The following is a 21,461-nucleotide window of genomic DNA, read 5'->3' on the forward strand; positions in this document are numbered from 1 at the left end:
CCTCGCGACCAGTCATGCGCTGAACGAGGAACCGCACCCGCAGGTGGTCTTCGCATTCGGGTTGCGAATGACGAACTGCGAGCCGCTGAACGATTCGGCGTAGTCGATCTCGGCACCGGTGAGGTATTGCAACGAGAGCGGATCGACAAGCAACGTGACGCCCTCACGGGCGACGGCAAGGTCGTCCTCGGCCTGCGCCTCGTCGAAGGTGAAGCCGTACTGGAAGCCGGAGCAACCGCCGCCGCTGATGTATACGCGGAGCTTCAGCTCGGGGTTGCCTTCTTCCTCGATCAGCTCATGCACCTTGCGGGCAGCGGCCTCCGTGAAGACGAGCGGCGCGCATCCCGAGCGGTAGTCTGGCGCCTGGCCCGGAGCCATGGGGAATGGGTTGTTCATGCCGCTCATAATGGCGCCGTTCCCCGTCAGGTCAAGCCTCGCCGAGGACCGGTGCGGCGTCGATCGCGGCCTGGGCCAGTTGGCGGATGGTCTGCGGGGCGCGGTGGACCATCTTTCCATTCACCTGCGCGCCTGCCGCAATTTCCAGGATCTGGTAATGCACGTCGCCGTCGATACGGGCCAGTTGGGCGAGTTCGAGGCGTTCCGATACTTCTACGTCGCCATTTACGCAGCCGTTGATGACGGCATGGGGCACGTCAATTCGACCCACGACACGGCCGGTCTCACTGATGGTGAGTACGCTGCTTCCGGCGGGATCGGCCTGTACCGAGCCCTCGATCGTGCCGTCCAGGTGCAGCGTGCCGGTGAATTGGACGTCGCCGTTCACGGTGACCCCGCGGGCGATCAGGCTGGTGGTGGCCGCGTTGACGGCGGGCCCCTGGTTCTTCCGGTTACTGTTGAACATCGCTGGCCTCGTTGTTGCGCAGAGCATCGGCCCACGCCACCGCCCCGGTGACGGCCTGGTCGCCGCTGACGTCGGCGACCACGCGCAGGCGGGTCGGTTTGAACCCTGCGGGCAAGGTGAAATTGCCTTGGATCTGCTGAAAGTACTTGAAAGAGAAGGGGAGTTCGCTGGATTGCCCGGCTTGCCCGAGCGCGCCGCCTTCCAGGGTCACCACTTTGTTGCCCTGGATTCCCTCGACCGCCACCTTCAGCGAACCCTTCACCACATCGCCGCGGCGGGCGTTCTGGGTCAGGGTGACGACAAGGTTCCAGCCGTTGGCGGTGCCCTTGACCGGGCTGGCGCGGACGCCCTGGATCTTCAGGCCGTCACGCTGGCCACCGTTGCCCACCAGGCGTGAGTAAAAGCCCAGGTCGGTACGCAGGCCGCTGATTTCCTCGTCGCGCTCGGCAAGGTTGCGTTTGAGTTCCTTCGCAGCCACGTCGCTGACCTGCGCGGCACGTTCCAGGTTGGTGACCTGTTGACGCAGGTCCTCGTTCTCGGCGCGGAGGCGGCGCAGGGCGCCCTTATCGGTGACGGTCGCCGGGCCGCCCGAAGCGGCAAACCACGTGCCCGCGGCCACCAAGACGAGGCTCAGCACCCAGCCCGCCGCTACGACGAGTCGCTTGCGGCGAAGGCTGGCCGCATCGTCGAGCGTACGCACGACAAAGCGGGGAGGGTGGCGAGGAGCCATGAACGATTCCGTGGAGAAGGCGTGAAGGCGGGATGGTATAGCCCCCGCTTCCACCCAAGGTCAAGGAACCCGCCCCCTGAATGGGAAAGCCGCCTTGCGGCGGCTTTCGGTCAATCGTGCAGCGAGCCCACCTTGCTGAGCATGTAGCGCTCGGGTCCGATGTCGGAGATCAGGCTGAACTGCGTCTCCAGCCAGTCGATGTGTTCTTCTTCCTGGCCGAGAATGAACTTGAAGAGGTCGCGGCTGACGAAGTCGTGGATGCCTTCGCTGTAGGCGATGGCCTCGCGCAGATCCTTCGTGGCGAGCATTTCGAGGTCCAGATCGCCCTGCAGGGCTTCGACCACGTTCTCGCCGATGCGCAGCTTGCCCAGGTGCTGGAGATTCGGGAGGCCGTCGAGGAACAGGATCCGCTCGATGAGCTTGTCCGCGTGCTTCATCTCCTCGATCGATTCCTCGTACTCGTGCTTGGCCAGCTCGTTGTAGCCCCAGTCCTTGAACATCCGGTAATGGAGGAAGTACTGGTTGATCGCGGCCAGCTCGTTGTAGAGGACCTTATTGAGATATTCGATGACCTTCGCGTCGCCCTTCATGGGGATCTCCTTGCGTATACGAGGCGCGACTATACGTCGCTCTGAAAGACAGCAGCGTAACGAGAATGAAGGCGGTTCGCGTCCGCAGCTAAGGACGCGGAGAGGTCAGGCTGGCTGCGGCAGGAAGGTCAGCACCGAGCGGGTCTCCGCGACGGCGTCGCGCAGGCACTGGCGGGCTTCCGACTCGCACGCGCCGCAGCAGTCCGAGCAGCCGGTGCGGGCCTGGAGTTCGGCGAAGGACTCGACGCCCTCGGCCGCGGCGCGGCGGATGGCGTGGTCGGTAACGGCGTTGCACATGCAGATGTACATGGGTGCGCATTCGAACGCGAATGCGAACGATTGTCAACTACATAAATGTGAAGGCGTGGGCGACCGTTAATCCACGCGGCGCGCAGGCTTACGGCGCCCGGCGAAGTGCTTCGGCTTGCTGGGGGCAACGGCCGACTTCGACGCGGCACACGGTCTCCACGGTAGGTGCGAACTGGCGCAGGGCGCGCTCGTAGACCTCCCGCTTGAAATTGACCACGTGATGGGCGGGATACCAGAAATCCACCCAGCGCCAGAGATCGAACTCGGGCTTCTCGCAGGCGTCGAGCCGGAACGCATCCTCGCTGCAGGTGAGGCGCAGCAGGAACCAGACCTGCTTCTGGCCGATACATGTCGGCCGCTGGTGATGGCGGACGAACCGGCTCGGCAGACGGTAGCGCAGCCAGCCACGAGTCTCCGCCAGCACTTCCACGTGCTCGGCGCGCAAGCCGGTTTCTTCCTCCAACTCGCGGTACATGGCTTCCAGGGGTGTCTCGTCGCTACGCATGCCCCCCTGGGGGAACTGCCAGCCGTCCCGATTGACGCGGCGCGCCCAGAACAGGCGGCCGTCTCCGTTCAGGAGCACGATCCCCACGTTCGGTCGATAGCCATCAGCGTCGATCATCCGCCCTCCGCAGACCCGGTCCGGCGTTTTCCGGCGGTACGCCGGCACGCTCGATGCGCCCGATTCAACCACAGCGCGAGAAGCGCGGGCAAGGCGCTACTTGAACGGAAGGCCAGCGCCGATTAAACTGCCCGGCCTTCGCGGGTCCGCCCGTGAACGACCAGGTTTCACGGCTAGGTAGCTCAGCTGGTCAGAGCGCGGCACTCATAATGCTGAGGTCGGCGGTTCGAGCCCGCCTCTAGCCACCAAGACGACAAAGGCCGCGCCTCTCAGGCGCGGCCTTTTTCTTTGGTGCTGCTTTGTGTTGTGGGAGCCGCCATGGCGGCGAGGGGAACATGCCTCGCCGTCTCATCGCTCCGTGGGCTTCTCGCCGCCATGGCGGCTCCCACAACAGTAGGTCCGCTCGCCGCCATGGCGGCTCTTACAACGGACTAACAGCCTCCTGGCGGGGCGACAGGTCCATATCCAGCACGACGCGAGCCAGCTCCACCACGTTGTTCACGCGCAGCTTGGCCATCAGATTCGCGCGGTGCAGCTCGACGGTCTTCGGACTGATGTTGAGTTCGCCCGCGATGACCTTGTTGAGCTTGCCGCACATGATGCCGTCGAGAACCTGGGATTCGCGCGGGGTGAGCGATACGTCGGGCCGCAGCGTGGTGAAGTGGCTCGTGGCCGGTTCTTCGATGCCTTGCTCGTCGTCTGCCAGCGCCATCAAAAAAACGGCATGAAAGGCGGCAGGGGGCACGTCGATGAGCTGGCGGGTCATGTGGTAACGCCGCGTTCGTGCATGCCGGTCCCGGAAGACGAACTCGTCGGCAGCGGCGGTCGGTTGGAAATGCTCCTCCAGCCACGCCGGTCCTGCGCGTCCGCAGGCGATGCCGAATTCGCGCTTGAACGCCGCGTTGACCATCACCGCGCGCTGTCCCTCTTGGCGCCAGACCACGCATGGCCAGGGCAGGGCAGCAAACACTTCCTCAGCGAGTCCGCAGGTATGCGGACCGTCGAGCGAACCACGACCAAGGCACATCGATGCCTCCTCAGTGCACGCATGGAAACCGAAGGAACGCCCCTCCGCGTCCTTCAGTAGTTACCACTGCAACCGTTGAGCGATGAAAAGTCCATGAATGACTACTACGAATTTTCGGATTTGCGAACCGTGTCGTGAATCCGGCGATCCAAGGCGCGCGGGACGGCCTCCGCTACAATGCGGGGTCATCTGAGCAAGGCTGTCGCCCCATGCGTATCTTCAAGACCTTTCATATCGAAGCGGCGCATCGCTTGCCGAATGTGCCCGAAGGGCACAAGTGTTCACGCTTGCACGGGCACTCGTTCCGAGTCGATCTGCACGTGGAAGGGCCGATCGATCCCGTACTGGGATGGGTGATGGATTTCGGCGATCTCAAGGCTCGATTCCAGCCGCTCTACGACCGTCTCGACCATCACTATCTCAACGACATCGACGGCTTGGACAACCCTACCAGCGAGAATCTGGCGCGCTGGATCTTCGAACGGTTGCGCCCGGACGTGCCGGGTCTGGCGAAGGTCGTGGTGCATGAAACCTGCACGTCCGGGGCCGAGTACACGGGCGACTGACCGCGGTTCGTCGCAAGTAATCGCGGTTGCTGCATCGCCGCACCCAGGTCTACACTCCGGCACCTCCCGTTCCCCGACGGTGCACCTCGATGGCTGCAGTAAACGATTACGCCGACTTCGCTCGCCTTGTCGAGCAAGCCGCTGCTGCCCAGGCGCTCGCCTGGCGGGGCATGGAGCGCGTGGTCGATCTGCAGTTGCAGGCACTGGAAGGTCATGCGCGCGCCGCGACGGGTCTCATGGCCGACGCCATGGTGGCCTCCAATGCCGATGCCCTCCGCGCCGTATTTGCGCGTGGCGGGGATCTTCAGCGCCAGAGTGTGGAGCGCACGGCCTCTGCCGCAGGCGACATCCTCGATGTGGCGGTGCAGACGGCGACATCGCTCGGCGCTTTGGTGGGCCCGCCCGCCAGGGCCTGACTCACCGCGCCTCCTCGCCAACGACGCGCCGGCCGGTCGCGCCGGCGGGTGTTTGTGGACTTTCGCAGCTTGTCCCGTCGTTTACGGCACTGGTATACTTTTCCAGATTAAACCGTGGCCCGTTGAACCATCTGGTGCCGCCTTCGAGCGAAACCACGGGAGCCTCGCGTTGCTCAACAGTCTTGCTGCCGGTCGTCACCTCGCCTTGCGCATTGTCATTGCGCAGCTGGTGGTGGCCGTTGTCGCGGGGCTCGCTTTTTCCCTGCAAGGTCGTCCAGCCGCGCTGGCCGCCTTCGGGGGCGCCCTGATCGTCGCTATCGCTACCGCGCTGCTTGCCGCGCGAGCGTTCAGCGCGCTGGGTGGGGCGGGAGCAACGTTTGCGCGGTTTCTTGTGGGCATGATCCTTCGCTGGATCGTGCTCATAGGGGGCCTGGCTCTCTTGCTGGTTCAGTGGAAGCTGCCACCCTTGCCCGCACTGACGGGGCTGGTGGCAGGCTACGCGGTCAACGTATTTGCATTCAGATTCAAGGGTTGAGCATGGCGAGCGAACCGCAGGGCGGTCTGACCGAATACATCCAGCACCACCTGAATCACCTCACGGTGAATTTCAGCGCCGACCATTTCTGGTTCTGGAATCTCCGTGCCGACTCGATCGTCATCTCGTTCGTGCTCGGTGCTGCGTTCTGCCTGTGGTTCTGGCTGTTCGCGCGCAAGGCGACCTCGGGCGTGCCGTCCAAGGGTCAGGCTCTGGTCGAGCTGGCGATCGAATTCGTCGATACCCAGGTGAAGGACACCTTCCACGGCGACCGTCGCACGGTGACGCCGCTGGCGCTGTCGATCTTCATGTGGGTGTTCCTCATGAATGCGATGGACCTGCTGCCGGTCGATCTCGCCGGCTGGCTGGTGCAGACCTTCGCGGGTCACGACGTCGCGCATCACACCTACTTCCGCATGGTCCCCACCGCCGACATCAACACCACCGTCGGCCTGTCGGTCGCTGTGCTGTTCATCGTTATCGGCCACGGCATCAAGGCGAAGGGCGGCTTCGGCTTCGGCAAGGAGCTGCTCACCGCGCCGTTCCATGCACATAACCCGATCGCCAAGCTGGTGCTGGTGATCCCGAACTTCCTTCTCAACGTCGTCGAAACCCTGTCGAAGCCCGTGTCGCTCGCGATGCGACTGTTCGGCAACATGTACGGCGGCGAACTGGTGTTCATGCTGATTGCCGGTCTGATGGTGAGCTGGATCAGCTTCGTGCCTGGCGTCGTGTTCAACACGGCGTGGGCGATCTTCCACATCCTGATCATCGCCCTGCAGGCGTTCATCTTCATGATGCTCACGATCGTCTACATCGCCACCGCGCGGGAACACCACTGACTCACCGCTCCGACGTTAGAACCTTCGGCTCCACTTTTTTTCGCTTCCACCTTTCGCTATTCGTACATCCCAGGAGAACACCATGGAACTCGCCTCGCTTCTCGCCCACGTCCAGGGCATGACCGCCATCGCCATCGGCGTGATCATCGGCCTCGGCGCGCTCGGCGCCTGTCTCGGTATCGCCATCATGGGCTCGAAGTTCCTCGAGTCGGCTGCCCGTCAGCCTGAGCTGGTTCCGCTGCTCCAGGGCCGCATGTTCCTGCTCGCCGGCCTGATCGACGCGGCGTTCATCATCGGCCTCGCCGTCGCCCTGCTGTTCGCGTTCTCGAACCCGCTGGTCGGCGTCGTCCGCGCTGCCACCGGCGGCTGATCAGCCGTTCGTCTTGTCGCCGTGACCGTTCCGGTCACGGCGATCGTCAGTACCCAAGCGTTCGGAGTCTTTCGGAGAGATCATGGAAATCAACATGACCTTCCTGGGCCAGATGATCTCTTTTGCGATCCTGGTCTGGTTCACCACCAAGTTCATCTGGCCCCAGCTCAACGGTGCCATCGAAGAGCGCCAGAAGAAGGTGGCCGAGGGTCTCGCCGCCGCGGAGCGCGCGCGCGCCGAGCTCAAGGATGCCGACGCCAAGGTCGCCACCGAGATCAAGCAGGCCCGCCTGCAGGCGACCGAGATCATCGACAAGGCGCAGCAGCAGGCCAACCAGCTGCTCGACAAGGCTCGCGCCGAAGCCACCAACGAGATCAACCGTCTGAAGGCCCAGGCCCAGGACGAGATCGCGTCGATGGCGCAGCGTGCGCGCGAACAGCTGCGTGAGCAGGTCGGCGTGCTTGCCGTCCGCGGTGCCGAGAAGATCGTCCAGCGCGAGATCGATCCGGCGGCCCACAAGGCCCTGATCGACCAACTCGCCGCCGAGATCTGACCATGGCCCAGGCGCTCACCCTCGCCCGTCCCTACGCGCGCGCCGCCTTCGAGGTGGCGCACGCGGCGGGTGCGCTCGCCGACTGGTCGGCGGCGCTCACTTTCGCCGCCGCGGTCGCGGTCGACCCTCAGGTCGCCGGCCTCGGCAACGATCCGCGTGTGCTGCCTGCGCAGCTCGTCGCGATCCATCTTCCGCAAGGCATGGCTGCCGATGCGCCGTTCGCCCGCTTCCTCGAGGAGCTGGCCGAGAACCGTCGCATGCACCTGCTGCCGGAAATCGCCGCGCTCTACGACCAGTACAAGCTGGAGTCGGAGTCGACCTTGAAGGTGAAGGTCACGAGCGCGCTGGATCTCGATGCGACGCAGACCGAACAGCTGCGCGCCTCGCTGAAGCGTCGCTTCAAGCGTGAGATCGAACTGGATACGCACGTCGATCCGGCGTTGCTCGGCGGTGTCGTCATCGACACGGGCGAGCAGGTCATCGACGGTTCGGCGCGCGGCCGCCTGCAGCGGCTGGCCAGCGCGCTGGCGCACTGATACGAGCTTCTCATACCACCGGGTGCCGTGAGAGCGGCGCAACCCAAGGAACCGACCATGTCCAGCACCACACTGAATCCGTCCGAGATCAGCGAGCTGATCAAGACCCGCATCGAGCAGTTCAAGCTCGGCGCCGAGGCACGCAACGAAGGCACGATCATCAGCGTGTCCGACGGCATCGTGCGCATCCACGGCCTGGCCGACGTGATGCAGGGCGAAATGATCGAACTGCCGAACGACACCTTCGCTCTGGCTTTGAACCTGGAGCGCGACTCGGTCGGCGCCGTGGTGCTCGGTGAGTACGCTCACCTGCGCGAAGGCGATGCCGCCAAGACCACCGGCCGCATCCTCGAAGTGCCGGTTGGCCCGGGCCTGCTCGGCCGCGTGGTCGACGCACTCGGCAACCCGATCGACGGCAAGGGCCCCATCGAAGCCGCAGGCACCAGCCCGGTCGAGAAGGTGGCTCCGGGCGTGATCTGGCGTCAGTCGGTCGACCAGCCGATGCAGACCGGCTACAAGTCCATCGACTCGATGATCCCGATCGGCCGCGGCCAGCGCGAGCTGATCATCGGCGACCGTCAGACCGGCAAGACCGCCGTGGCGATCGACGCGATCATCAACCAGAAGCACTCCGGCATTAAGTGCATCTATGTCGCCATCGGCCAGAAGCGCAGCTCGATTGCCAACGTCGTGCGCAAGCTCGAAGAAAACGGCGCGCTGGCCAACACCATCGTCGTGGTGGCCTCGGCGTCCGAAGCGGCCGCGCTGCAGTACGTCGCACCGTACTCCGGCTGCGCCATGGGCGAGTACTTCCGCGACCGCGGCGAAGACGCGCTGATCGTCTATGACGACCTCTCCAAGCAGGCCGTGGCGTATCGCCAGATCTCGCTGCTGCTGAAGCGCCCGCCGGGCCGCGAAGCGTACCCGGGTGACGTCTTCTATCTGCACTCGCGCCTGCTGGAACGCGCTTCGCGCGTCAGCGCCGAGTACGTCGAAAAGATGACCAACGGCGAAGTGAAGGGTAAGACGGGTTCGCTCACTGCACTGCCGATCATCGAGACGCAGGCGGGCGACGTCTCGGCCTTCGTTCCGACCAACGTGATCTCGATCACCGACGGCCAGATCTTCCTTGAGACCGACCTGTTCAACGCGGGCATCCGTCCGCCGGTGAATGCCGGTATCTCGGTGTCCCGCGTCGGCGGTGCCGCGCAGACCAAGATCATCAAGAAGCTTTCCGGCGGCGTGAAGCTCGCGCTCGCGCAGTACCGCGAGCTGGCAGCGTTCGCGCAGTTCGCCTCGGACCTGGATGCCGCCACGCGCGCGCAGCTGGACCGCGGTCAGCGCGTGACCGAGCTGATGAAGCAGTCGCAGTACTCGCCGCTGTCGCTGGCCGAACTCGGCCTGTCGATCTTCGCGGCCGAGAAGGGCTACCTCGACGACCTGCCGGTCAACAAGGTGCTTGCCTTCGAGAAGGGTCTGCATGCGTTCTTCCGTCAGAACCACGGCGAGCTGATGACCAAGATCGATCAGACCGGCGACTGGGACAAGGACATCGAGGCCACCTTCAAGGCGGGCGCCGACGAGTTCAAGAAGACCGGTAGCTGGTGAGGCGCGCGAAGGCGCGCCGGTAAAGCGTGAAGGGTGAACCGTAAGTGACATCGTGCAACTTACGGTTCACGGTTTACGGTTCACTTTCCTCAGTAAACAAGCAACACGACCACGGCGACTCATATGGCTAGCGGCCGCGAAATCAAAACCAAGATCAAGAGCACGCAGAACATGCGCAAGGTGACGCGCGCGCTCGAAATGGTCTCGGCGTCGAAGATCCGCAAGGCGCAGGACCTCATGAAGGCGTCGCGTCCGTACGCGCGCCTGATGCGCAAGGTCATCGCGCACGTCGCCCAGGCCAGCACCGACTTCACCCATCCGTTCCTGAGCGAGCGTGAGAACGTCGCCCGCGTGGCGTTCATCGTGGTCTCGACCGACCGCGGCCTCGCCGGTGGTCTCAACTCCAATCTGTTCCGCCGCATGCTCGTCAACATCCGCGAGTGGCAGGGCAAGGGCGTCGAGGTCGACATCGTGGCGGTGGGTCAGAAGGCCGTGCAGTTCTTCCGCCGCATCAAGGGCGTGAACCTGATCGGCAGTGCGACGCACCTCGGCGAAAAGCCGAAGCTCGAAGACCTGATCGGCGTGATCAAGGTGGTGCTGGACGCCTACGGCGAGAACCGGCTCGATCGCGTGTTCCTCGCTTTCAACGACTTCGTGAACACGATCGTGCAGAAGCCGCGTATCGATGCGCTGCTGCCGCTGTCGCTGGTCGCGAACGAACTGGAACACGCCGAGGGCACGGTGTCCGAGGGCGTCAAGGTCGAGCAGACGCACGACTGGGACTACATCTACGAGCCGGATGCGCGCACGGTGCTCGAGCACCTGATGACGCGTTACATCGAGTCGGTGGTGTATCAGGCCGCGCTGGAAAACCTCGCCAGCGAACATGCCGCGCGCATGGTCGCCATGAAGGCGGCGTCGGACAACGCGACCAAGGTCATTGGCGAACTGACGCTCAGCTACAACAAGGCCCGCCAGGCTGCGATCACCCAGGAAATCTCGGAGATCGTCGGCGGCGCCGCGGCGGTCTGACGAAACAAGCGATGGCGACGCAACAGCGGCGCCGCACAGAACCTAAAGAAGATTCATCCGGAGCACATCCATGAGCCAGGGTAAAGTTGTTCAGATCATCGGCGCGGTCGTCGACGTCGAATTCCCGCGCGACCAGGTACCGCAGGTCTACGACGCACTGAAGGTCGACGGCACCGAGATCACCCTCGAAGTGCAGCAGCAGCTCGGTGACGGCATCGTGCGCGCCATCGCGCTCGGTTCCACCGACGGTCTGCGCCGCAACCTGATCGCCCGCAACACCGGCGAAGGCATCAAGGTGCCGGTCGGCAAGGCCACGCTCGGCCGCATCATGGACGTGCTCGGCAACCCGATCGACGAAGCCGGCGAGATCGGCGAGCAGGAGCGCTGGGTCATCCATCGCGAAGCTCCGTCGTACGACGACCAGGCTGCCGCGAGCGAGCTGCTGGAAACCGGCATCAAGGTCATCGACCTCATGTGCCCGTTCGCCAAGGGCGGCAAGGTCGGCCTGTTCGGCGGCGCTGGCGTCGGCAAGACCGTGAACATGATGGAACTCATCAACAACATCGCGAAGGCGCACTCGGGTCTGTCCGTGTTTGCCGGCGTGGGCGAGCGTACCCGCGAGGGCAACGACTTCTACCACGAGATGAAGGACTCCAACGTTCTCGACAAGGTCGCGATGGTGTACGGCCAGATGAACGAGCCGCCGGGCAACCGTCTGCGCGTGGCACTGACCGGCCTGACCATGGCCGAGTACTTCCGCGACGAGAAGGACGAGAGCGGCAAGGGTAAGGACGTGCTGCTCTTCGTCGACAACATCTACCGCTACACGCTGGCCGGTACGGAAGTGTCCGCACTGCTGGGCCGCATGCCGTCGGCCGTGGGTTACCAGCCCACGCTCGCCGAGGAAATGGGCGTGCTGCAGGAGCGCATCACCTCGACCAAGACCGGTTCGATCACCTCGATCCAGGCCGTGTACGTGCCCGCGGACGATCTGACCGATCCGTCGCCGGCCACCACGTTCGCCCACTTGGACGCGACCGTCACCCTGAGCCGCAGCATCGCCTCGCTGGGTATCTACCCGGCCGTGGATCCGCTGGATTCCACCAGCCGCCAGCTCGACCCGGGCGTGATCGGCCAGGAGCATTACGACGTGGCCCGTCGCGTGCAGGGCACGCTGCAGCGCTACAAGGAGCTCAAGGACATCATCGCGATCCTGGGCATGGACGAGCTGTCGCAGGAAGACAAGGAAGCCGTGTCGCGTGCGCGCAAGATCGAGCGCTTCTTCTCGCAGCCGTTCCACGTGGCCGAAGTGTTCACGGGTTCGCCGGGCAAGTACGTGCCGCTCAAGGAAACCATCCGCGGCTTCAAGATGATCGTCGACGGCGACGTGGACTACCTGCCGGAACAGGCCTTCTACATGGTCGGCGGCATCGACGAAGCCATCAAGAAGGGCGAGGAGATGGGTGCGAAGAAGGCCGCCTAAGCGGCCTTCTCGTGAAGCGTGAGCGGCGGCTGGCGCCGCCTTGTGAACCGTAAGCTGCACGATTCAACTTACGGTTCACTGTTCACTCTTCACCAAGCCGTACCTCATCGCATCCTATAGAACGAAGAAGCCGGAGCCTCTCATGCCCCACACCATCCGCGTCGACATCGTCAGCGCCGAAGCCGAGATCTACTCCGGCGAAGCCACGCTCGTGGTCGCCACCGGTGAGCTTGGCGAGCTGGGCATCGCACCGCGTCACGCCCCGCTGATTACCCGGCTCAAGCCCGGCCACGTCGACGTGGTCGCGGCAAGCGGCGAGCGCCAGCAGTTCTACGTCTCCGGCGGCATTCTCGAGGTGCAGCCGCAGGTTGTGACCATCCTTGCCGATACGGCGGCCCGTGCGGCTGACCTCGACGAGGCGGCCGCCCTGAAGGCGAAGGAAGAAGCCGAGGCCGCCCTGGCGAACCGCGGCGAGCAGCTGGACGTGGCCGAGGCCCAGGCCAAGCTGGCCGAAGCGCTCGCCCAGCTCCAGGCGTTGGAACGATTGCGCAAGACGCTCAAGCACTGATCCACGAAAACCCCTCTTCGGAGGGGTTTTTTTTGGTGTGTGGGAGCCGCCATGGCGGCGAGGAGCCAACGAAGCGGTGTAGCCACGAGGCAAGTTCCCATCGCCCGCACGCGTTCATGTAACCATGACCGCGGTGCGTCCACACTGACGCGTATCCGCCTTACGGGACACGCCCCATGCGAACCCGCTACCGCCGCAGCCTCTGGATCATCGGTGTGGCCGCCGTCGTGCTCATCGCGGCGCGTATCGCTTTGCCCTATGTCGTGCTCGACTACCTCAATGGTCGGTTGTCGCACATGGGATCGTACGCAGGGCATATCGCCGATATCGACATCCATCTCTGGCGCGGTGCGTATTCGATCGATCGACTGACCATCAAGAAGGTGGACGGCAAGGTTCCCGTGCCGCTGTTCGATACCGACCGTGCGGACATCTCGCTGAGCTGGGTCGCGCTTTCTCGGGGACACCTGCGCGGAAAAATCGACTTCTACAAACCGGTGGTGAACTTCGTCGACGGACGTGGCGAGGGCGATACGCAGACGGGTAAGGGCGTCGATTGGCGCGCCCAGCTGAAGGCTCTCGTGCCGACGCAATTGGACGAGGTCAATGTCATGGATGGCACCATCACCTTCCACAACTTCGTGTCCAGCCCGAAGGTCGATCTCAAGATGACCGACGTGAACGGCACCGCCACCAACCTCACGAACGTGCAGCGCGAAGGTGGCTCGCGGGTCGCACACATGCATGCCACGGCAAAGGTGCTGGGCGATGCGCCGCTGGAAGCGCGCGCCGAGTTCGATCCGCTGGAGCAGCTGGGCGATTTCCGCTACGAGCTGACTGTGCGCAACATCAAGCTGGTGAAGGCCAACGATCTGGCACGCGCCTATAGCGGCCTCGATTTCGCGGGCGGCGAGGGCGACTTCTTCATGGAACTGCAGGCACACAATCGCCGGCTGGAAGGCTACGCCAAGCCGCTGTTCCACGATCTGCGCATCTTCAGTTGGAAACAGGACGTCGAGCAGGACAAGAAGGGTCCGGTCAAGCTCGCCTATGAAGCGTTGGCAGAAGGCGTCACCAAGCTGTTCAAGAACCAGTCCAAGGATCAGTTCGCGACCCGAGTGCCGATCTCGGGAAGCATCGGCGACAAGAACATGTCCGCGCTCGAAGCCATCCTGGGTGTGCTGCGCAATGCGTTCATCCAGGCGTACAAGCCAAATCTGGAACACCTGACCGAGCGGCCGAAAGACGACTAGCCGACTTGGCACGGGGCCGCAAACGCGCGAAAGTGCGGCCCTCGATTCTCAGGCAGGCAACGAAGCCCATGACCGCGACGCCCCTTCACGTCCTTATCCTTGCCGCTGGCGAAGGCAAGCGGATGAAGTCCGCCTCGGCGAAGGTGCTCATGCCACTCGCCGGAAGACCATTGCTTGCGCATGTCATCGAGGCTGCCCGGTCCCTGGACCCGGCTGGCATCCACGTGGTTTACGGTCATAACGGCGCGCAGGTGCGTGAGGCCTTCGCCGCGGACGCCAGCCTGGGCTGGATCGAGCAGCGCGAACGGCTCGGCACGGGTCACGCGGTACGCACCGCGCTTGAATCACTGCAGGCATCCAGACAGCTCGAAGGGCGCGTGCTGGTTCTCTACGGCGACGTGCCGCTGATTCGGCCGGAGACGCTGGCGATGCTCGCGAAGTCGGGCGATGCCCTGTCGATGCTTGCGACCCGTCTCCCCGATCCGAGTGGCTACGGACGCGTGGTGCTCGATGCGGCCGGTCGCGTTCGCCATGTTGTGGAAGAAAAGGACGCCAGTGCAGCCGAGCGCGCCATCGATCTCGTCAACACCGGCATCGTCGCCGCCGACGCGGCCAAACTCCTGACGTGGACGCAGCGCCTCGGCAACGACAACGCACAAGGCGAGTATTACCTTACCGACGTCTTCGAAATGGCGGCGGCCGAAGGTGTTCCCGCCGCATGCGTGGACTGCGACGCCGTGGAGGCATCAGGCGCGAACGATCCCTGGCAATTGGCGACGCTGGAAGCGCTGTTCCGCGAGCGCTGCGCGCGTGCACTAGCACTTGCCGGTGTGCGTCTGGCCGATCCGCGGCGACTCGATGTGCGCGGCACCGTCTCCGCGGGCCGTGACGTCGAGGTGGATGTAGACGTCATCTTCGAAGGCAACGTCGTGCTTGGCGACGACGTACGCATCGGTCCGTTTACCCGCGTGCGTCATGCCAACCTTGCCTCCGGCACGGTGGTGCTCGCGCATTGCGATCTCGACGGCGTGGTGACGCACGGGCCATGCACCATCGGACCGTTCGCACGGTTGCGTCCCGGCACCGAGCTGGCGGCGGGCGTGCACATCGGCAACTTCGTGGAGACCAAGAACGCGGTGATCGCGGAAGGCTCCAAGGCCAACCATCTGTCCTACCTGGGCGATACGGTGATCGGCAGCAAGGTGAACATCGGCGCCGGCACCATTACCTGCAACTACGATGGCGTGAACAAGAGCCGCACCACGATCGAAGATGGTGTGTTCGTAGGCTCGAACAGCTCGCTCGTGGCGCCGGTCACGTTGCATGCCGGCGCGACGATCGGCGCGGGCTCGGTCATTACCAAGAACGCACCGGCCGATACCTTGACGATTGCGCGCGGGCGACAGACCGCGGTCGAAGGCTGGCATCGTCCCACGAAGAAAACGTGAGCCGCCGTTGATCGCACCTGCTTAGCCGCGGAACCGCCAGCCGTCGATCTCCACAAGCAGTTCCTCGCGGCAGATGTCGCCGTGCAGCAGGAGCAGAGGCGCTTGCGGGAAGTGCGCGGCGGCAAAGCCAGCTACCGCGGCGGCATGTTCCGGCCGGCGTACGTAAGCCTTGAGCGGAGCAGAACGATCGAAACCGGGCGGCAGACCGCCGGCGGCCAACAGTGCGTCGAGGTTGCGCAAGGTCTCGGCCAGTTGCGCATCGATGTCGCCGGCATGGGCCGAGGCATGGCCTACCACGGCCGCTGTGCCGGAGATCGCCAGGACGTCGCCCGCGGGCAGGAGCGTGGCCCGCGCGAAGCTGGGCGGCGTGCGGCCGTATTGGCGCGGATAGCGCCACGCGCTCACCTGGCGCGGGTTCTCGACGCGGGTGCCGGGACGGTCCGTGGCGAGCAGATAGACCTGCAGCAACGCCTCGTCAGCATGGTGGCCGATGGCGGTCGCCGCGGGAAAACCGTGGGCAAAGACCTCGCCCATGCCCTCGATACGGCCGGTGCAGAAATGCTTGTAGCGTTCGTCGTCGCCGCTGCCTGCGTTGATGGCACCCAGGTAGTTCCAGATACGCTGGACGTGACGCTCCTCGGCCGCAGCCACGAATCGCGACAACTGCTCGTAGGCATGCCTCGCCGCGCCCTCGGTGCCACCGTGCTGATCCTCCCGACAGGTCACGGCGGCGAACAGCCAGCCACCGCCGCGCGACCAGTGAAGATCGCCCGCGCGGCCGCTTTCGATCTCGCCGTCGACCTCCCAGATCTCGCTCTGTCGGCCGCCCATGGGCTCCAGCACCACGCGTAACCAGCGGGGATCGTCTTGTTCGGGCGCTGCCGTGCCGAAATCGAATGCCGCTAACGTGCGGGGCGAGAGCGTCGCGTACCCTGCCCGATAATCCACGCGTGGCGAGGCTGGGGTGGCGAGCGGCGCGTGCTCGCGCATATCACTTCCTGGGAGCATCAAGTGGTCCGTCCAACGTGTCCCGGCCATCATATCGTTCCCTCGCCAGCCCGTAGCGTGAATGCCGCGGATTCACGAGCCTGAACGCTCCGGGCATGGCCGAGATACCCCTGTGTTAAACTCCGCGGCCGCTGCCATCCGGGGGGAGGCAGGCACATCCAGGACCTGGAAAGATCAATGGCAACGCAAACCGCAGAACAGCAAGAACTGGCCGAACTCATCGTCAAGAGCCTCAACCTCGAATCGACGAAGCCGGCCGACATCGACCCGGATGCTCCGCTGTTCGGCGGAGACCTGGGGCTCGATTCCATCGACGCCCTCGAAATCGCGCTGGCCGTGTCCAAGCACTACGGCTTCCAGCTCAAGTCCGACAACGAGAACAACCGCGCGATCTTCACGAGCCTGCGCACGCTGTCCGAGCATATCGAGCAGCACCGCGCCGCGGCCTGACGCCGTTCAGGCCGCACTTGCCCAGGGCGTGCTTTGCTTTCGCCTTGGCGCAATGTGCCTGCCCTGCTGGCGCCGACCGAGGTCCGGAGATGTCGATGAGCGAATCCGCCGATACCGCCGCGTTCGTGCATGCCCTGCGTTTCGACGCGGGGCATCCGAGTTTCGCCGGGCATTTCCCCGGGCGTCCGATCGTCGCGGGCGTGCTTCTTCTTGAAGCCGCCGCGCAGGCGTTGCATGCATGGCGCGGGCTTTCGGTGCGACAGGTGGTGGACGCGAAATTTCTCGCGCCGTTACTGCCTGACGAAGACGCCGAGCTGACGCTGATGGCCGTCGATGAACGTCGCTTCCGCTTCACCGTGCGCCGTGGCGATGCGACCTTGCTCCGCGGCACGCTCGAGGCGAGTGCATGAGTCACTGGCAGCAGCGCGAAGGTGGCGGCTGGTTCGCGATCTGGCTGATCCGTACGATCGCCCTGCGGCTCGGTCGCACCGTCGCGCGTCTGCTGCTTTATCCCATCGCGCTGTACTTTTTCCTGCGTCGCGCCGATGAGCGCGCCGCATCGCGCGCGTACCTGTCGCGCGTGTTGCATCGGCCGGTCACCCAGCGCGATGTGTTCCATCACATCCACATGTTCGCGGCGACCCTGCTGGATCGCTTGTTCTTCCTGGCGCGTGGCGAGCGCGACTTCGACGTGGACGTGGAAGGTCTGGCCGAGCTGGATCGTTGCATCGATGCCGGTCGTGGCGTGTTGCTGATCGGATCGCATCAGGGAAGCTTCGAGGCCCTGCGCGCGCTCGGCGCACGGCGACCGGAGGTGCCGCTGCGTGTGGTGCTCGACAAGCAAAAGACGCCCGCCTTGACGGCGGTGCTGGAGGCGCTGGCGCCGGACGTCGGCGCTGCGGTCATCGACGCCTCGCGGGGTGGCGCCTCGGTGGCGCTCGCCATGGCGGAAGGCGCGGCAGAGGGCGCCATGGTGGCCTTGCTTGCCGACCGCGGGCATCGCAACGAGGCGGTCCGGCGCGTGCCGTTCCTCGGCACGCCTGCGCCGTTTCCTGTCGGCCCGTGGTTGCTGGCGTCGGCACTCAAGGTGCCGGTCATCCTGTGCATGGGAATCTACCTGGGCGGTAACCGCTACCGCCTGATCTTCGAAGCCTTCTCCGAAGGCATCGACATTCCACGCGCCCAGCGAGCTGCCGTGCTGGACGACGTCATTGCCCGTTACGCTTCGCGGTTGGAGCATTACGCCCGCGTCCACCCCTTCAACTGGTTCAATTTCTATGATTTCTGGCAAGAAACTGGTCCTGCTGACGAGCCTGCTGCCGTTCACGTGCCTCGCCACTCCGATGCCTGATGCGGACGACGCCAACGCGCTGATCTCCAGCCTGCATCGTCCCGCGCCGGCACGCACGTCGTTTTCCGAGGCACGCTTCATGCGCGTGCTCGACAAGCCGCTGGTCGTGTCCGGCGAACTGGCGTGGCTCGGCGGGGACCGCCTTGAACGCAAGGTGGAAAAGCCGACCAAGGAAACCGCCACCATCGCCGACGGCGAGGTGACCCAGCAGCGCGAAGGCAAGTCGCCGCGCAGCTTCTCGTTGAAGCGCGCTCCGCAGTTGCAGGTGTTGCTGGACAGCTTCGTGGCCTTGTTGGCGGGCGATCCGTCGCGCCTGGCGGATTCCTTCGACGTGTCGCTCGGCCGTGACGCCGACCGCTGGCAGTTGACGCTCACGCCGCGCGATACGCGCGTGGCGAAGCAGATCGCCAGCATCCACGTGTACGGTGCCGGCGCCCTGGCGCGCTGCATGCGCATGGAAGAAAGCGACGGCGACACCTCCATCGACCTGCTCGGTGATCTCGCCACGCAGATGCCGGCGGATCCCACCCGCGAAGGTCTCATCGCGCAGTGCGGCGGGGCGATGTGAAGGGCGCTCGTCTCGGGCTCCTCATCGCCTGGATCGCCACGCTCGCGCTGCTCGGCGCCGTGGTTGCCACCCATCTGAAGGTCGGTACCGATCTGCGCAGCTTCATGCCGGCACCGACCACGCCGGACCAGAAGCTGCTCATGGAGCAAGTGGGCGAGGGCCCGGGTTCGCGCTTGCTGCTGGTCGCCATCGATGGCGGAGACGACACGACCAAGGCGGCGCTGAGCCGCGGTCTGGCCGCGGCGCTGCGCAAGGATGCTGCCTTCACTCAGGTGGTCAACGGCGATTTCGACCTCGGCATGCTCGACAGCTCGTTGCTGCCGTATCGCTTCCTACTGTCGCCGACGCTCGATACCCAGCGCCTGGATGAGGCCTATCTGGCCGACCAACTGCAGCAACGTCTCGATGACCTGAGTTCGCCCGCGGCCACCCTGTTGAAGGGGCTGTTGCCGCGTGATCCCACGCTCGAAACGCTCAAGGTGGCCGAACGCTGGACACCGGCGCACTCGCCGGAGGTGCGCGAGGGCGTGTGGTTCTCCTCCCGCGGCGAAGCGTTGCTGCTCGCGCAGACACGCGGTGCCGGTTTCGATCCCGGCGCTCAGGACGATGCCATTGGCCGCTTGCGCGCGGCATTCGCTGCACTGCCCGGAAGCGGGCAGTCGCATCTGACCATCAGCGGCCCGGGTTATTTCACGGTCGTGGTGAATGCGCAGACCCGCGATCAGGCGGATTGGATCGGCCGGATTTCCACGATCGGGTTCATCGTGCTGATGCTCGCGGCGTATCGCAGCATCGGTGCCCTGCTGCTCGGGGCACTGCCGGTCGCGACCGGTGCGCTCGCCGGCATCGTGGCATTGAGCCTCTGGTTCCCCGAGGTGCACGGCATCACGCTCGCCTTCGGCTTTACGCTGCTGGGCGTGGCGCAGGAGTACCCGATCCGCCTGCTCAGCCATCGACGTGCCGGGGAATCCGCGCTGGCGAGTGTGCGCGGCCTCTGGCCGTTGCTGCTGACCGCGATCGGCTCCGCATGCATCGCCTACCTCGCGTTCTATGCGTCGGGCGTGGGTGGCTTGAAGCAGCTGGCGGTGTTCACCATCGTCGGTCTGCTCGCCGCGGGCTTCTCCACTCGCTACGCGTTGCCCTATCTGCTGCCGGAAAAGGCGCGTGACGTCGCCGACATGCCGGGCCTCGCCGCCTTCCGCACCTGGCTCGACAACCTGCCACGTCCGCGGTGGCTGCCGTTGCCCATCGTGGCGGCGGTGGTGGCGATGCTCGCCTTCGCTCCGGGATCGTTCTGGCAGAACGATCTCTCCGCGCTCACGCCGCTGCCGCGCGACATGCTGATGACCGACGCACGCCTGCGCGGCGAGCTTGGTGCGCCCGACGTGCGCTATCTGCTCGTGATACAGGCACCGACGGCCAACGGCGTGCTCACCGCGTCTGCGAAACTCGAGCCGGCCTTGCGCGCGCAGGTCACGGCAAAAAACCTGGACGGCTTCGAGCTGCCCTCGATCTACCTGCCGGACCTGGCGACCCAGCGCGCCCGCCAGGCGAAGCTGCCCGATCGCCCTGCGCTCGACGCGGCTCTCGACGGTGCGCTGGAAGGGCTGCCGTTCCGCAAGGATCTCTTTGCCCCGTTCGAAGCGGACGTAGAGGCCGCACGTACGGCACCTCTGCTGACGCCCGAGACGTTCTCGCGCTCGGCGCTCGGGCAGCGGCTCGCGGCAATGCTGGTGCAGCGCGGCGATCACTGGGTGGGGCTGTCCACGCTCAGCGGTGTTCGCGATGCGTCGGCGCTCGCGGCGGCGGTATCGTCAGCGGCGCCGAATGCCCGATTGCTCGACTTGAAGGACGCCTCGGAATCGCTCGTTGCGGCCTACCGCACGCGCATCCTGCACGCCGTGCTGGCGGCGGGCGCGTTGCTGTTCATCACCATCACGCTCGCCCTGCGCAGCCTGCGTCGCGCGTGGCACGTACTGGCGCCGATGACGCTCGCGACCTTCCTGGTGCTGGCGGTCGAACGCATGCTGGGCATTCCGGTGTCGCTGTTCCATCTGGTGGCGCTGATTCTCGCGGCGGGGCTGGGTCTGCACTACGCGCTGTTCTTCGAACGCGATACCGGCGATCCGGCGGAGCAGCGGCGCACGCTGCACGCCACGGTGGTCTGCGTGCTCGCGGCATTGCTGGTGTTCGGCATGCTGGCGTGGTCGTCGATTCCGGTGCTTCGTGCGATCGGTCTTACCGTGGCGCTGGGTGTCGCGTTCCACTTCTGCCTTTCGATCCTGATGGCTCCGCATGCTCGCCAAGACTGATTTCATCGACCTCGTGCCGCATGCGGGCGATATGTGCCTGCTGGACGGCGTGCTCGCGTGGGAAGCGTCATCCATCCATGCGGTAAGCACCAGCCACGTGCTGATCACGCACCCGCTGCGCGGGGCGAACGGATTGCATGCGGTGCATCTTGCGGAATATGGCGCTCAAGCCATGGCGGTGCATGGTGCGTTGCGCGCGCAGACGGAAGGCCGTGCCGAACCTCGCCCTGGCATGCTGGTGAGCCTGCGTGGCGTGACCTTGGCCGTGGATCGCGTGGATACGCTGGAAGGCACGCTGCACGTGCACGCCGACTGCCTGCTGGCCGACGATAGCGGTGCGCAGTACGCCTTCCGCGTCGTCCATGACGGCACCGAGATCGCCTCGGGCCGCGCGGCGGTGATTCACCCGCCGGTGTAATCGC

The 21,461-nt window shown here is 65.1% G+C and carries 27 protein-coding genes and 1 tRNA gene; 20 read left to right on the forward strand and 8 right to left on the reverse strand.

Translation table 11 applies throughout. The features are described from left to right. Positions 1–12 precede the first annotated feature (12 nt). The 6 genes from erpA to BT115_RS15905 all read right to left on the reverse strand — a co-directional run bounded on the left by erpA (position 13) and on the right by BT115_RS15905 (position 3,113). Positions 13–396 (reverse strand): iron-sulfur cluster insertion protein ErpA, encoded by a 384-nt coding sequence (erpA, locus tag BT115_RS15880; protein WP_143144596.1) that lies wholly within the window; start codon positions 394–396, stop codon positions 13–15. Positions 397–427: 31 nt separating this feature from the next. After that, the gene (locus tag BT115_RS15885; protein WP_072323580.1) at positions 428–862 is read right to left on the reverse strand and encodes a bactofilin family protein; all 435 of its coding nucleotides are present in this window, start codon (positions 860–862) and stop codon (positions 428–430) included. Then, a complete protein-coding gene (locus BT115_RS15890) occupies positions 849–1,592 on the reverse strand; it encodes a DUF6776 family protein (protein ID WP_072323581.1) in 744 nt (247 codons plus the stop codon). The genes BT115_RS15885 and BT115_RS15890 overlap by 14 nt, the downstream gene beginning before the upstream one ends. Before the next feature lie 110 nt (positions 1,593–1,702). Further along, on the reverse strand, positions 1,703–2,182 hold the full coding sequence (gene bfr / locus BT115_RS15895) for a bacterioferritin (RefSeq protein WP_072323582.1): 480 nt from the start codon (positions 2,180–2,182) through the stop codon (positions 1,703–1,705). Positions 2,183–2,287: 105 nt separating this feature from the next. Further along, complete coding sequence (locus BT115_RS15900) at positions 2,288–2,491, reverse strand: (2Fe-2S)-binding protein (RefSeq protein WP_072323583.1); 204 nt, start codon at positions 2,489–2,491, stop codon at positions 2,288–2,290. 88 nt (positions 2,492–2,579) lie between these two features. Beyond that, positions 2,580–3,113, reverse strand: a complete 534-nt coding sequence (locus tag BT115_RS15905) for an RNA pyrophosphohydrolase (RefSeq protein ID WP_072323584.1) — start codon at positions 3,111–3,113, stop codon at positions 2,580–2,582. Between the two features lie 171 nt (positions 3,114–3,284). Here BT115_RS15905 and BT115_RS15910 point away from each other — a divergent pair. Further along, positions 3,285–3,361, forward strand: a tRNA-Met gene (locus tag BT115_RS15910). Positions 3,362–3,534: 173 nt separating this feature from the next. On the opposite strand, the gene BT115_RS19065 is transcribed toward BT115_RS15910, so the two are convergent. Continuing rightward, positions 3,535–4,140 carry a LuxR C-terminal-related transcriptional regulator gene (locus BT115_RS19065; protein ID WP_072323585.1) on the reverse strand — a complete coding sequence of 202 codons (606 nt, stop codon included), beginning with the start codon at positions 4,138–4,140 and terminating at the stop codon, positions 3,535–3,537. A 209-nt stretch (positions 4,141–4,349) separates the two neighbouring features. Here BT115_RS19065 and queD point away from each other — a divergent pair, with 209 nt between their 5' ends. The 13 genes from queD (at position 4,350) to glmU (ending at position 15,350) form a co-directional block, all read left to right on the forward strand. Continuing rightward, on the forward strand, positions 4,350–4,706 hold the full coding sequence (gene queD / locus BT115_RS15920; RefSeq protein ID WP_072323586.1) for a 6-carboxytetrahydropterin synthase QueD: 357 nt from the start codon (positions 4,350–4,352) through the stop codon (positions 4,704–4,706). 89 nt (positions 4,707–4,795) lie between these two features. Further along, positions 4,796–5,122 carry a phasin family protein gene (locus BT115_RS15925; protein WP_072323587.1) on the forward strand — a complete coding sequence of 109 codons (327 nt, stop codon included), beginning with the start codon at positions 4,796–4,798 and terminating at the stop codon, positions 5,120–5,122. Between the two features lie 169 nt (positions 5,123–5,291). Beyond that, on the forward strand, positions 5,292–5,657 hold the full coding sequence (locus tag BT115_RS19000; protein WP_250339075.1) for an ATP synthase subunit I: 366 nt from the start codon (positions 5,292–5,294) through the stop codon (positions 5,655–5,657). 2 nt (positions 5,658–5,659) lie between these two features. Further along, positions 5,660–6,499, forward strand: coding sequence for a F0F1 ATP synthase subunit A (gene atpB, locus BT115_RS15935; RefSeq protein ID WP_072323588.1), 840 nt, complete (start codon positions 5,660–5,662; stop codon positions 6,497–6,499). 82 nt (positions 6,500–6,581) lie between these two features. After that, positions 6,582–6,869, forward strand: a complete 288-nt coding sequence (gene atpE / locus BT115_RS15940; RefSeq protein WP_072323589.1) for a F0F1 ATP synthase subunit C — start codon at positions 6,582–6,584, stop codon at positions 6,867–6,869. Positions 6,870–6,951: 82 nt separating this feature from the next. Continuing rightward, positions 6,952–7,422, forward strand: coding sequence for a F0F1 ATP synthase subunit B (locus BT115_RS15945; protein ID WP_072323590.1), 471 nt, complete (start codon positions 6,952–6,954; stop codon positions 7,420–7,422). 2 nt (positions 7,423–7,424) lie between these two features. Then, positions 7,425–7,958, forward strand: a complete 534-nt coding sequence (locus BT115_RS15950; protein ID WP_072323591.1) for a F0F1 ATP synthase subunit delta — start codon at positions 7,425–7,427, stop codon at positions 7,956–7,958. A gap of 57 nt (positions 7,959–8,015) precedes the next feature. Continuing rightward, positions 8,016–9,566 (forward strand): F0F1 ATP synthase subunit alpha, encoded by a 1,551-nt coding sequence (gene atpA / locus BT115_RS15955; RefSeq protein ID WP_072323592.1) that lies wholly within the window; start codon positions 8,016–8,018, stop codon positions 9,564–9,566. Between the two features lie 123 nt (positions 9,567–9,689). Continuing rightward, positions 9,690–10,598: a F0F1 ATP synthase subunit gamma gene (gene atpG / locus BT115_RS15960; protein WP_072323593.1), complete on the forward strand. Its 909-nt coding sequence runs from the start codon at positions 9,690–9,692 to the stop codon at positions 10,596–10,598. Between the two features lie 70 nt (positions 10,599–10,668). Continuing rightward, positions 10,669–12,081, forward strand: coding sequence for a F0F1 ATP synthase subunit beta (gene atpD / locus BT115_RS15965; RefSeq protein ID WP_072323594.1), 1,413 nt, complete (start codon positions 10,669–10,671; stop codon positions 12,079–12,081). Between the two features lie 142 nt (positions 12,082–12,223). Then, positions 12,224–12,649 carry a F0F1 ATP synthase subunit epsilon gene (locus BT115_RS15970; protein ID WP_072323595.1) on the forward strand — a complete coding sequence of 142 codons (426 nt, stop codon included), beginning with the start codon at positions 12,224–12,226 and terminating at the stop codon, positions 12,647–12,649. 176 nt (positions 12,650–12,825) lie between these two features. After that, complete coding sequence (locus BT115_RS15975; RefSeq protein ID WP_072323596.1) at positions 12,826–13,902, forward strand: DUF748 domain-containing protein; 1,077 nt, start codon at positions 12,826–12,828, stop codon at positions 13,900–13,902. Between the two features lie 68 nt (positions 13,903–13,970). Further along, on the forward strand, positions 13,971–15,350 hold the full coding sequence (gene glmU, locus BT115_RS15980) for a bifunctional UDP-N-acetylglucosamine diphosphorylase/glucosamine-1-phosphate N-acetyltransferase GlmU (RefSeq protein ID WP_072323597.1): 1,380 nt from the start codon (positions 13,971–13,973) through the stop codon (positions 15,348–15,350). 21 nt (positions 15,351–15,371) lie between these two features. On the opposite strand, the gene BT115_RS15985 is transcribed toward glmU, so the two are convergent. Continuing rightward, complete coding sequence (locus tag BT115_RS15985) at positions 15,372–16,340, reverse strand: chorismate transformation enzyme, FkbO/Hyg5 family (protein WP_255369456.1); 969 nt, start codon at positions 16,338–16,340, stop codon at positions 15,372–15,374. Between the two features lie 195 nt (positions 16,341–16,535). Between BT115_RS15985 and BT115_RS15990 the strand changes: the two genes are divergently transcribed. The 6 genes from BT115_RS15990 to BT115_RS16015 all read left to right on the forward strand — a co-directional run bounded on the left by BT115_RS15990 (position 16,536) and on the right by BT115_RS16015 (position 21,457). Next, a complete protein-coding gene (locus BT115_RS15990; RefSeq protein ID WP_072323599.1) occupies positions 16,536–16,808 on the forward strand; it encodes a phosphopantetheine-binding protein in 273 nt (90 codons plus the stop codon). 95 nt (positions 16,809–16,903) lie between these two features. Beyond that, positions 16,904–17,218 (forward strand): hydroxymyristoyl-ACP dehydratase, encoded by a 315-nt coding sequence (locus BT115_RS15995; RefSeq protein WP_072323694.1) that lies wholly within the window; start codon positions 16,904–16,906, stop codon positions 17,216–17,218. Continuing rightward, positions 17,215–18,159 (forward strand): LpxL/LpxP family acyltransferase, encoded by a 945-nt coding sequence (locus BT115_RS16000; RefSeq protein ID WP_072323600.1) that lies wholly within the window; start codon positions 17,215–17,217, stop codon positions 18,157–18,159. The genes BT115_RS15995 and BT115_RS16000 overlap by 4 nt, the downstream gene beginning before the upstream one ends. After that, positions 18,152–18,727: a LolA-related protein gene (locus BT115_RS16005; RefSeq protein ID WP_083527526.1), complete on the forward strand. Its 576-nt coding sequence runs from the start codon at positions 18,152–18,154 to the stop codon at positions 18,725–18,727. The genes BT115_RS16000 and BT115_RS16005 overlap by 8 nt, the downstream gene beginning before the upstream one ends. Then, positions 18,724–21,039, forward strand: coding sequence for an MMPL family transporter (locus BT115_RS16010; RefSeq protein WP_255369457.1), 2,316 nt, complete (start codon positions 18,724–18,726; stop codon positions 21,037–21,039). Before BT115_RS16005 ends, BT115_RS16010 begins: the two co-directional genes overlap by 4 nt. Further along, the gene (locus BT115_RS16015; protein WP_072323603.1) at positions 21,023–21,457 is read left to right on the forward strand and encodes an ApeP family dehydratase; all 435 of its coding nucleotides are present in this window, start codon (positions 21,023–21,025) and stop codon (positions 21,455–21,457) included. Before BT115_RS16010 ends, BT115_RS16015 begins: the two co-directional genes overlap by 17 nt. Positions 21,458–21,461 lie beyond the last annotated feature (4 nt).

The sequence above is a fragment of the Luteibacter sp. UNCMF366Tsu5.1 genome, from assembly GCF_900119235.1.
Lineage (GTDB): Bacteria > Pseudomonadota > Gammaproteobacteria > Xanthomonadales > Rhodanobacteraceae > Luteibacter > Luteibacter flocculans.

What these genes read in the sequence shown, in the direction of transcription:
- BT115_RS19065 (WP_072323585.1), bottom strand. Translation starts at nt 4,140, where the DNA reads ATGTGCCTTGGTCGTGGTTCGCTCGACGGTCCGCATACCTGCGGACTC.
- bfr (WP_072323582.1), bottom strand. Translation starts at nt 2,182, where the DNA reads ATGAAGGGCGACGCGAAGGTCATCGAATATCTCAATAAGGTCCTCTAC.
- atpB (WP_072323588.1), top strand. Translation starts at nt 5,660, where the DNA reads ATGGCGAGCGAACCGCAGGGCGGTCTGACCGAATACATCCAGCACCAC.
- atpA (WP_072323592.1), top strand. Translation starts at nt 8,016, where the DNA reads ATGTCCAGCACCACACTGAATCCGTCCGAGATCAGCGAGCTGATCAAG.
- erpA (WP_143144596.1), bottom strand. Translation starts at nt 396, where the DNA reads ATGAACAACCCATTCCCCATGGCTCCGGGCCAGGCGCCAGACTACCGC.
- BT115_RS15905 (WP_072323584.1), bottom strand. Translation starts at nt 3,113, where the DNA reads ATGATCGACGCTGATGGCTATCGACCGAACGTGGGGATCGTGCTCCTG.
- BT115_RS15945 (WP_072323590.1), top strand. Translation starts at nt 6,952, where the DNA reads ATGGAAATCAACATGACCTTCCTGGGCCAGATGATCTCTTTTGCGATC.
- atpE (WP_072323589.1), top strand. Translation starts at nt 6,582, where the DNA reads ATGGAACTCGCCTCGCTTCTCGCCCACGTCCAGGGCATGACCGCCATC.
- BT115_RS15925 (WP_072323587.1), top strand. Translation starts at nt 4,796, where the DNA reads ATGGCTGCAGTAAACGATTACGCCGACTTCGCTCGCCTTGTCGAGCAA.
- BT115_RS15985 (WP_255369456.1), bottom strand. Translation starts at nt 16,340, where the DNA reads ATGCGCGAGCACGCGCCGCTCGCCACCCCAGCCTCGCCACGCGTGGAT.
- glmU (WP_072323597.1), top strand. Translation starts at nt 13,971, where the DNA reads ATGACCGCGACGCCCCTTCACGTCCTTATCCTTGCCGCTGGCGAAGGC.
- BT115_RS15890 (WP_072323581.1), bottom strand. Translation starts at nt 1,592, where the DNA reads ATGGCTCCTCGCCACCCTCCCCGCTTTGTCGTGCGTACGCTCGACGAT.
- BT115_RS16005 (WP_083527526.1), top strand. Translation starts at nt 18,152, where the DNA reads ATGCCTGATGCGGACGACGCCAACGCGCTGATCTCCAGCCTGCATCGT.
- BT115_RS16015 (WP_072323603.1), top strand. Translation starts at nt 21,023, where the DNA reads ATGCTCGCCAAGACTGATTTCATCGACCTCGTGCCGCATGCGGGCGAT.
- BT115_RS15990 (WP_072323599.1), top strand. Translation starts at nt 16,536, where the DNA reads ATGGCAACGCAAACCGCAGAACAGCAAGAACTGGCCGAACTCATCGTC.
- BT115_RS15900 (WP_072323583.1), bottom strand. Translation starts at nt 2,491, where the DNA reads ATGTACATCTGCATGTGCAACGCCGTTACCGACCACGCCATCCGCCGC.
- queD (WP_072323586.1), top strand. Translation starts at nt 4,350, where the DNA reads ATGCGTATCTTCAAGACCTTTCATATCGAAGCGGCGCATCGCTTGCCG.
- BT115_RS16000 (WP_072323600.1), top strand. Translation starts at nt 17,215, where the DNA reads ATGAGTCACTGGCAGCAGCGCGAAGGTGGCGGCTGGTTCGCGATCTGG.
- BT115_RS15950 (WP_072323591.1), top strand. Translation starts at nt 7,425, where the DNA reads ATGGCCCAGGCGCTCACCCTCGCCCGTCCCTACGCGCGCGCCGCCTTC.
- BT115_RS15970 (WP_072323595.1), top strand. Translation starts at nt 12,224, where the DNA reads ATGCCCCACACCATCCGCGTCGACATCGTCAGCGCCGAAGCCGAGATC.
- BT115_RS15885 (WP_072323580.1), bottom strand. Translation starts at nt 862, where the DNA reads ATGTTCAACAGTAACCGGAAGAACCAGGGGCCCGCCGTCAACGCGGCC.
- BT115_RS15975 (WP_072323596.1), top strand. Translation starts at nt 12,826, where the DNA reads ATGCGAACCCGCTACCGCCGCAGCCTCTGGATCATCGGTGTGGCCGCC.
- BT115_RS15995 (WP_072323694.1), top strand. Translation starts at nt 16,904, where the DNA reads ATGAGCGAATCCGCCGATACCGCCGCGTTCGTGCATGCCCTGCGTTTC.
- atpD (WP_072323594.1), top strand. Translation starts at nt 10,669, where the DNA reads ATGAGCCAGGGTAAAGTTGTTCAGATCATCGGCGCGGTCGTCGACGTC.
- atpG (WP_072323593.1), top strand. Translation starts at nt 9,690, where the DNA reads ATGGCTAGCGGCCGCGAAATCAAAACCAAGATCAAGAGCACGCAGAAC.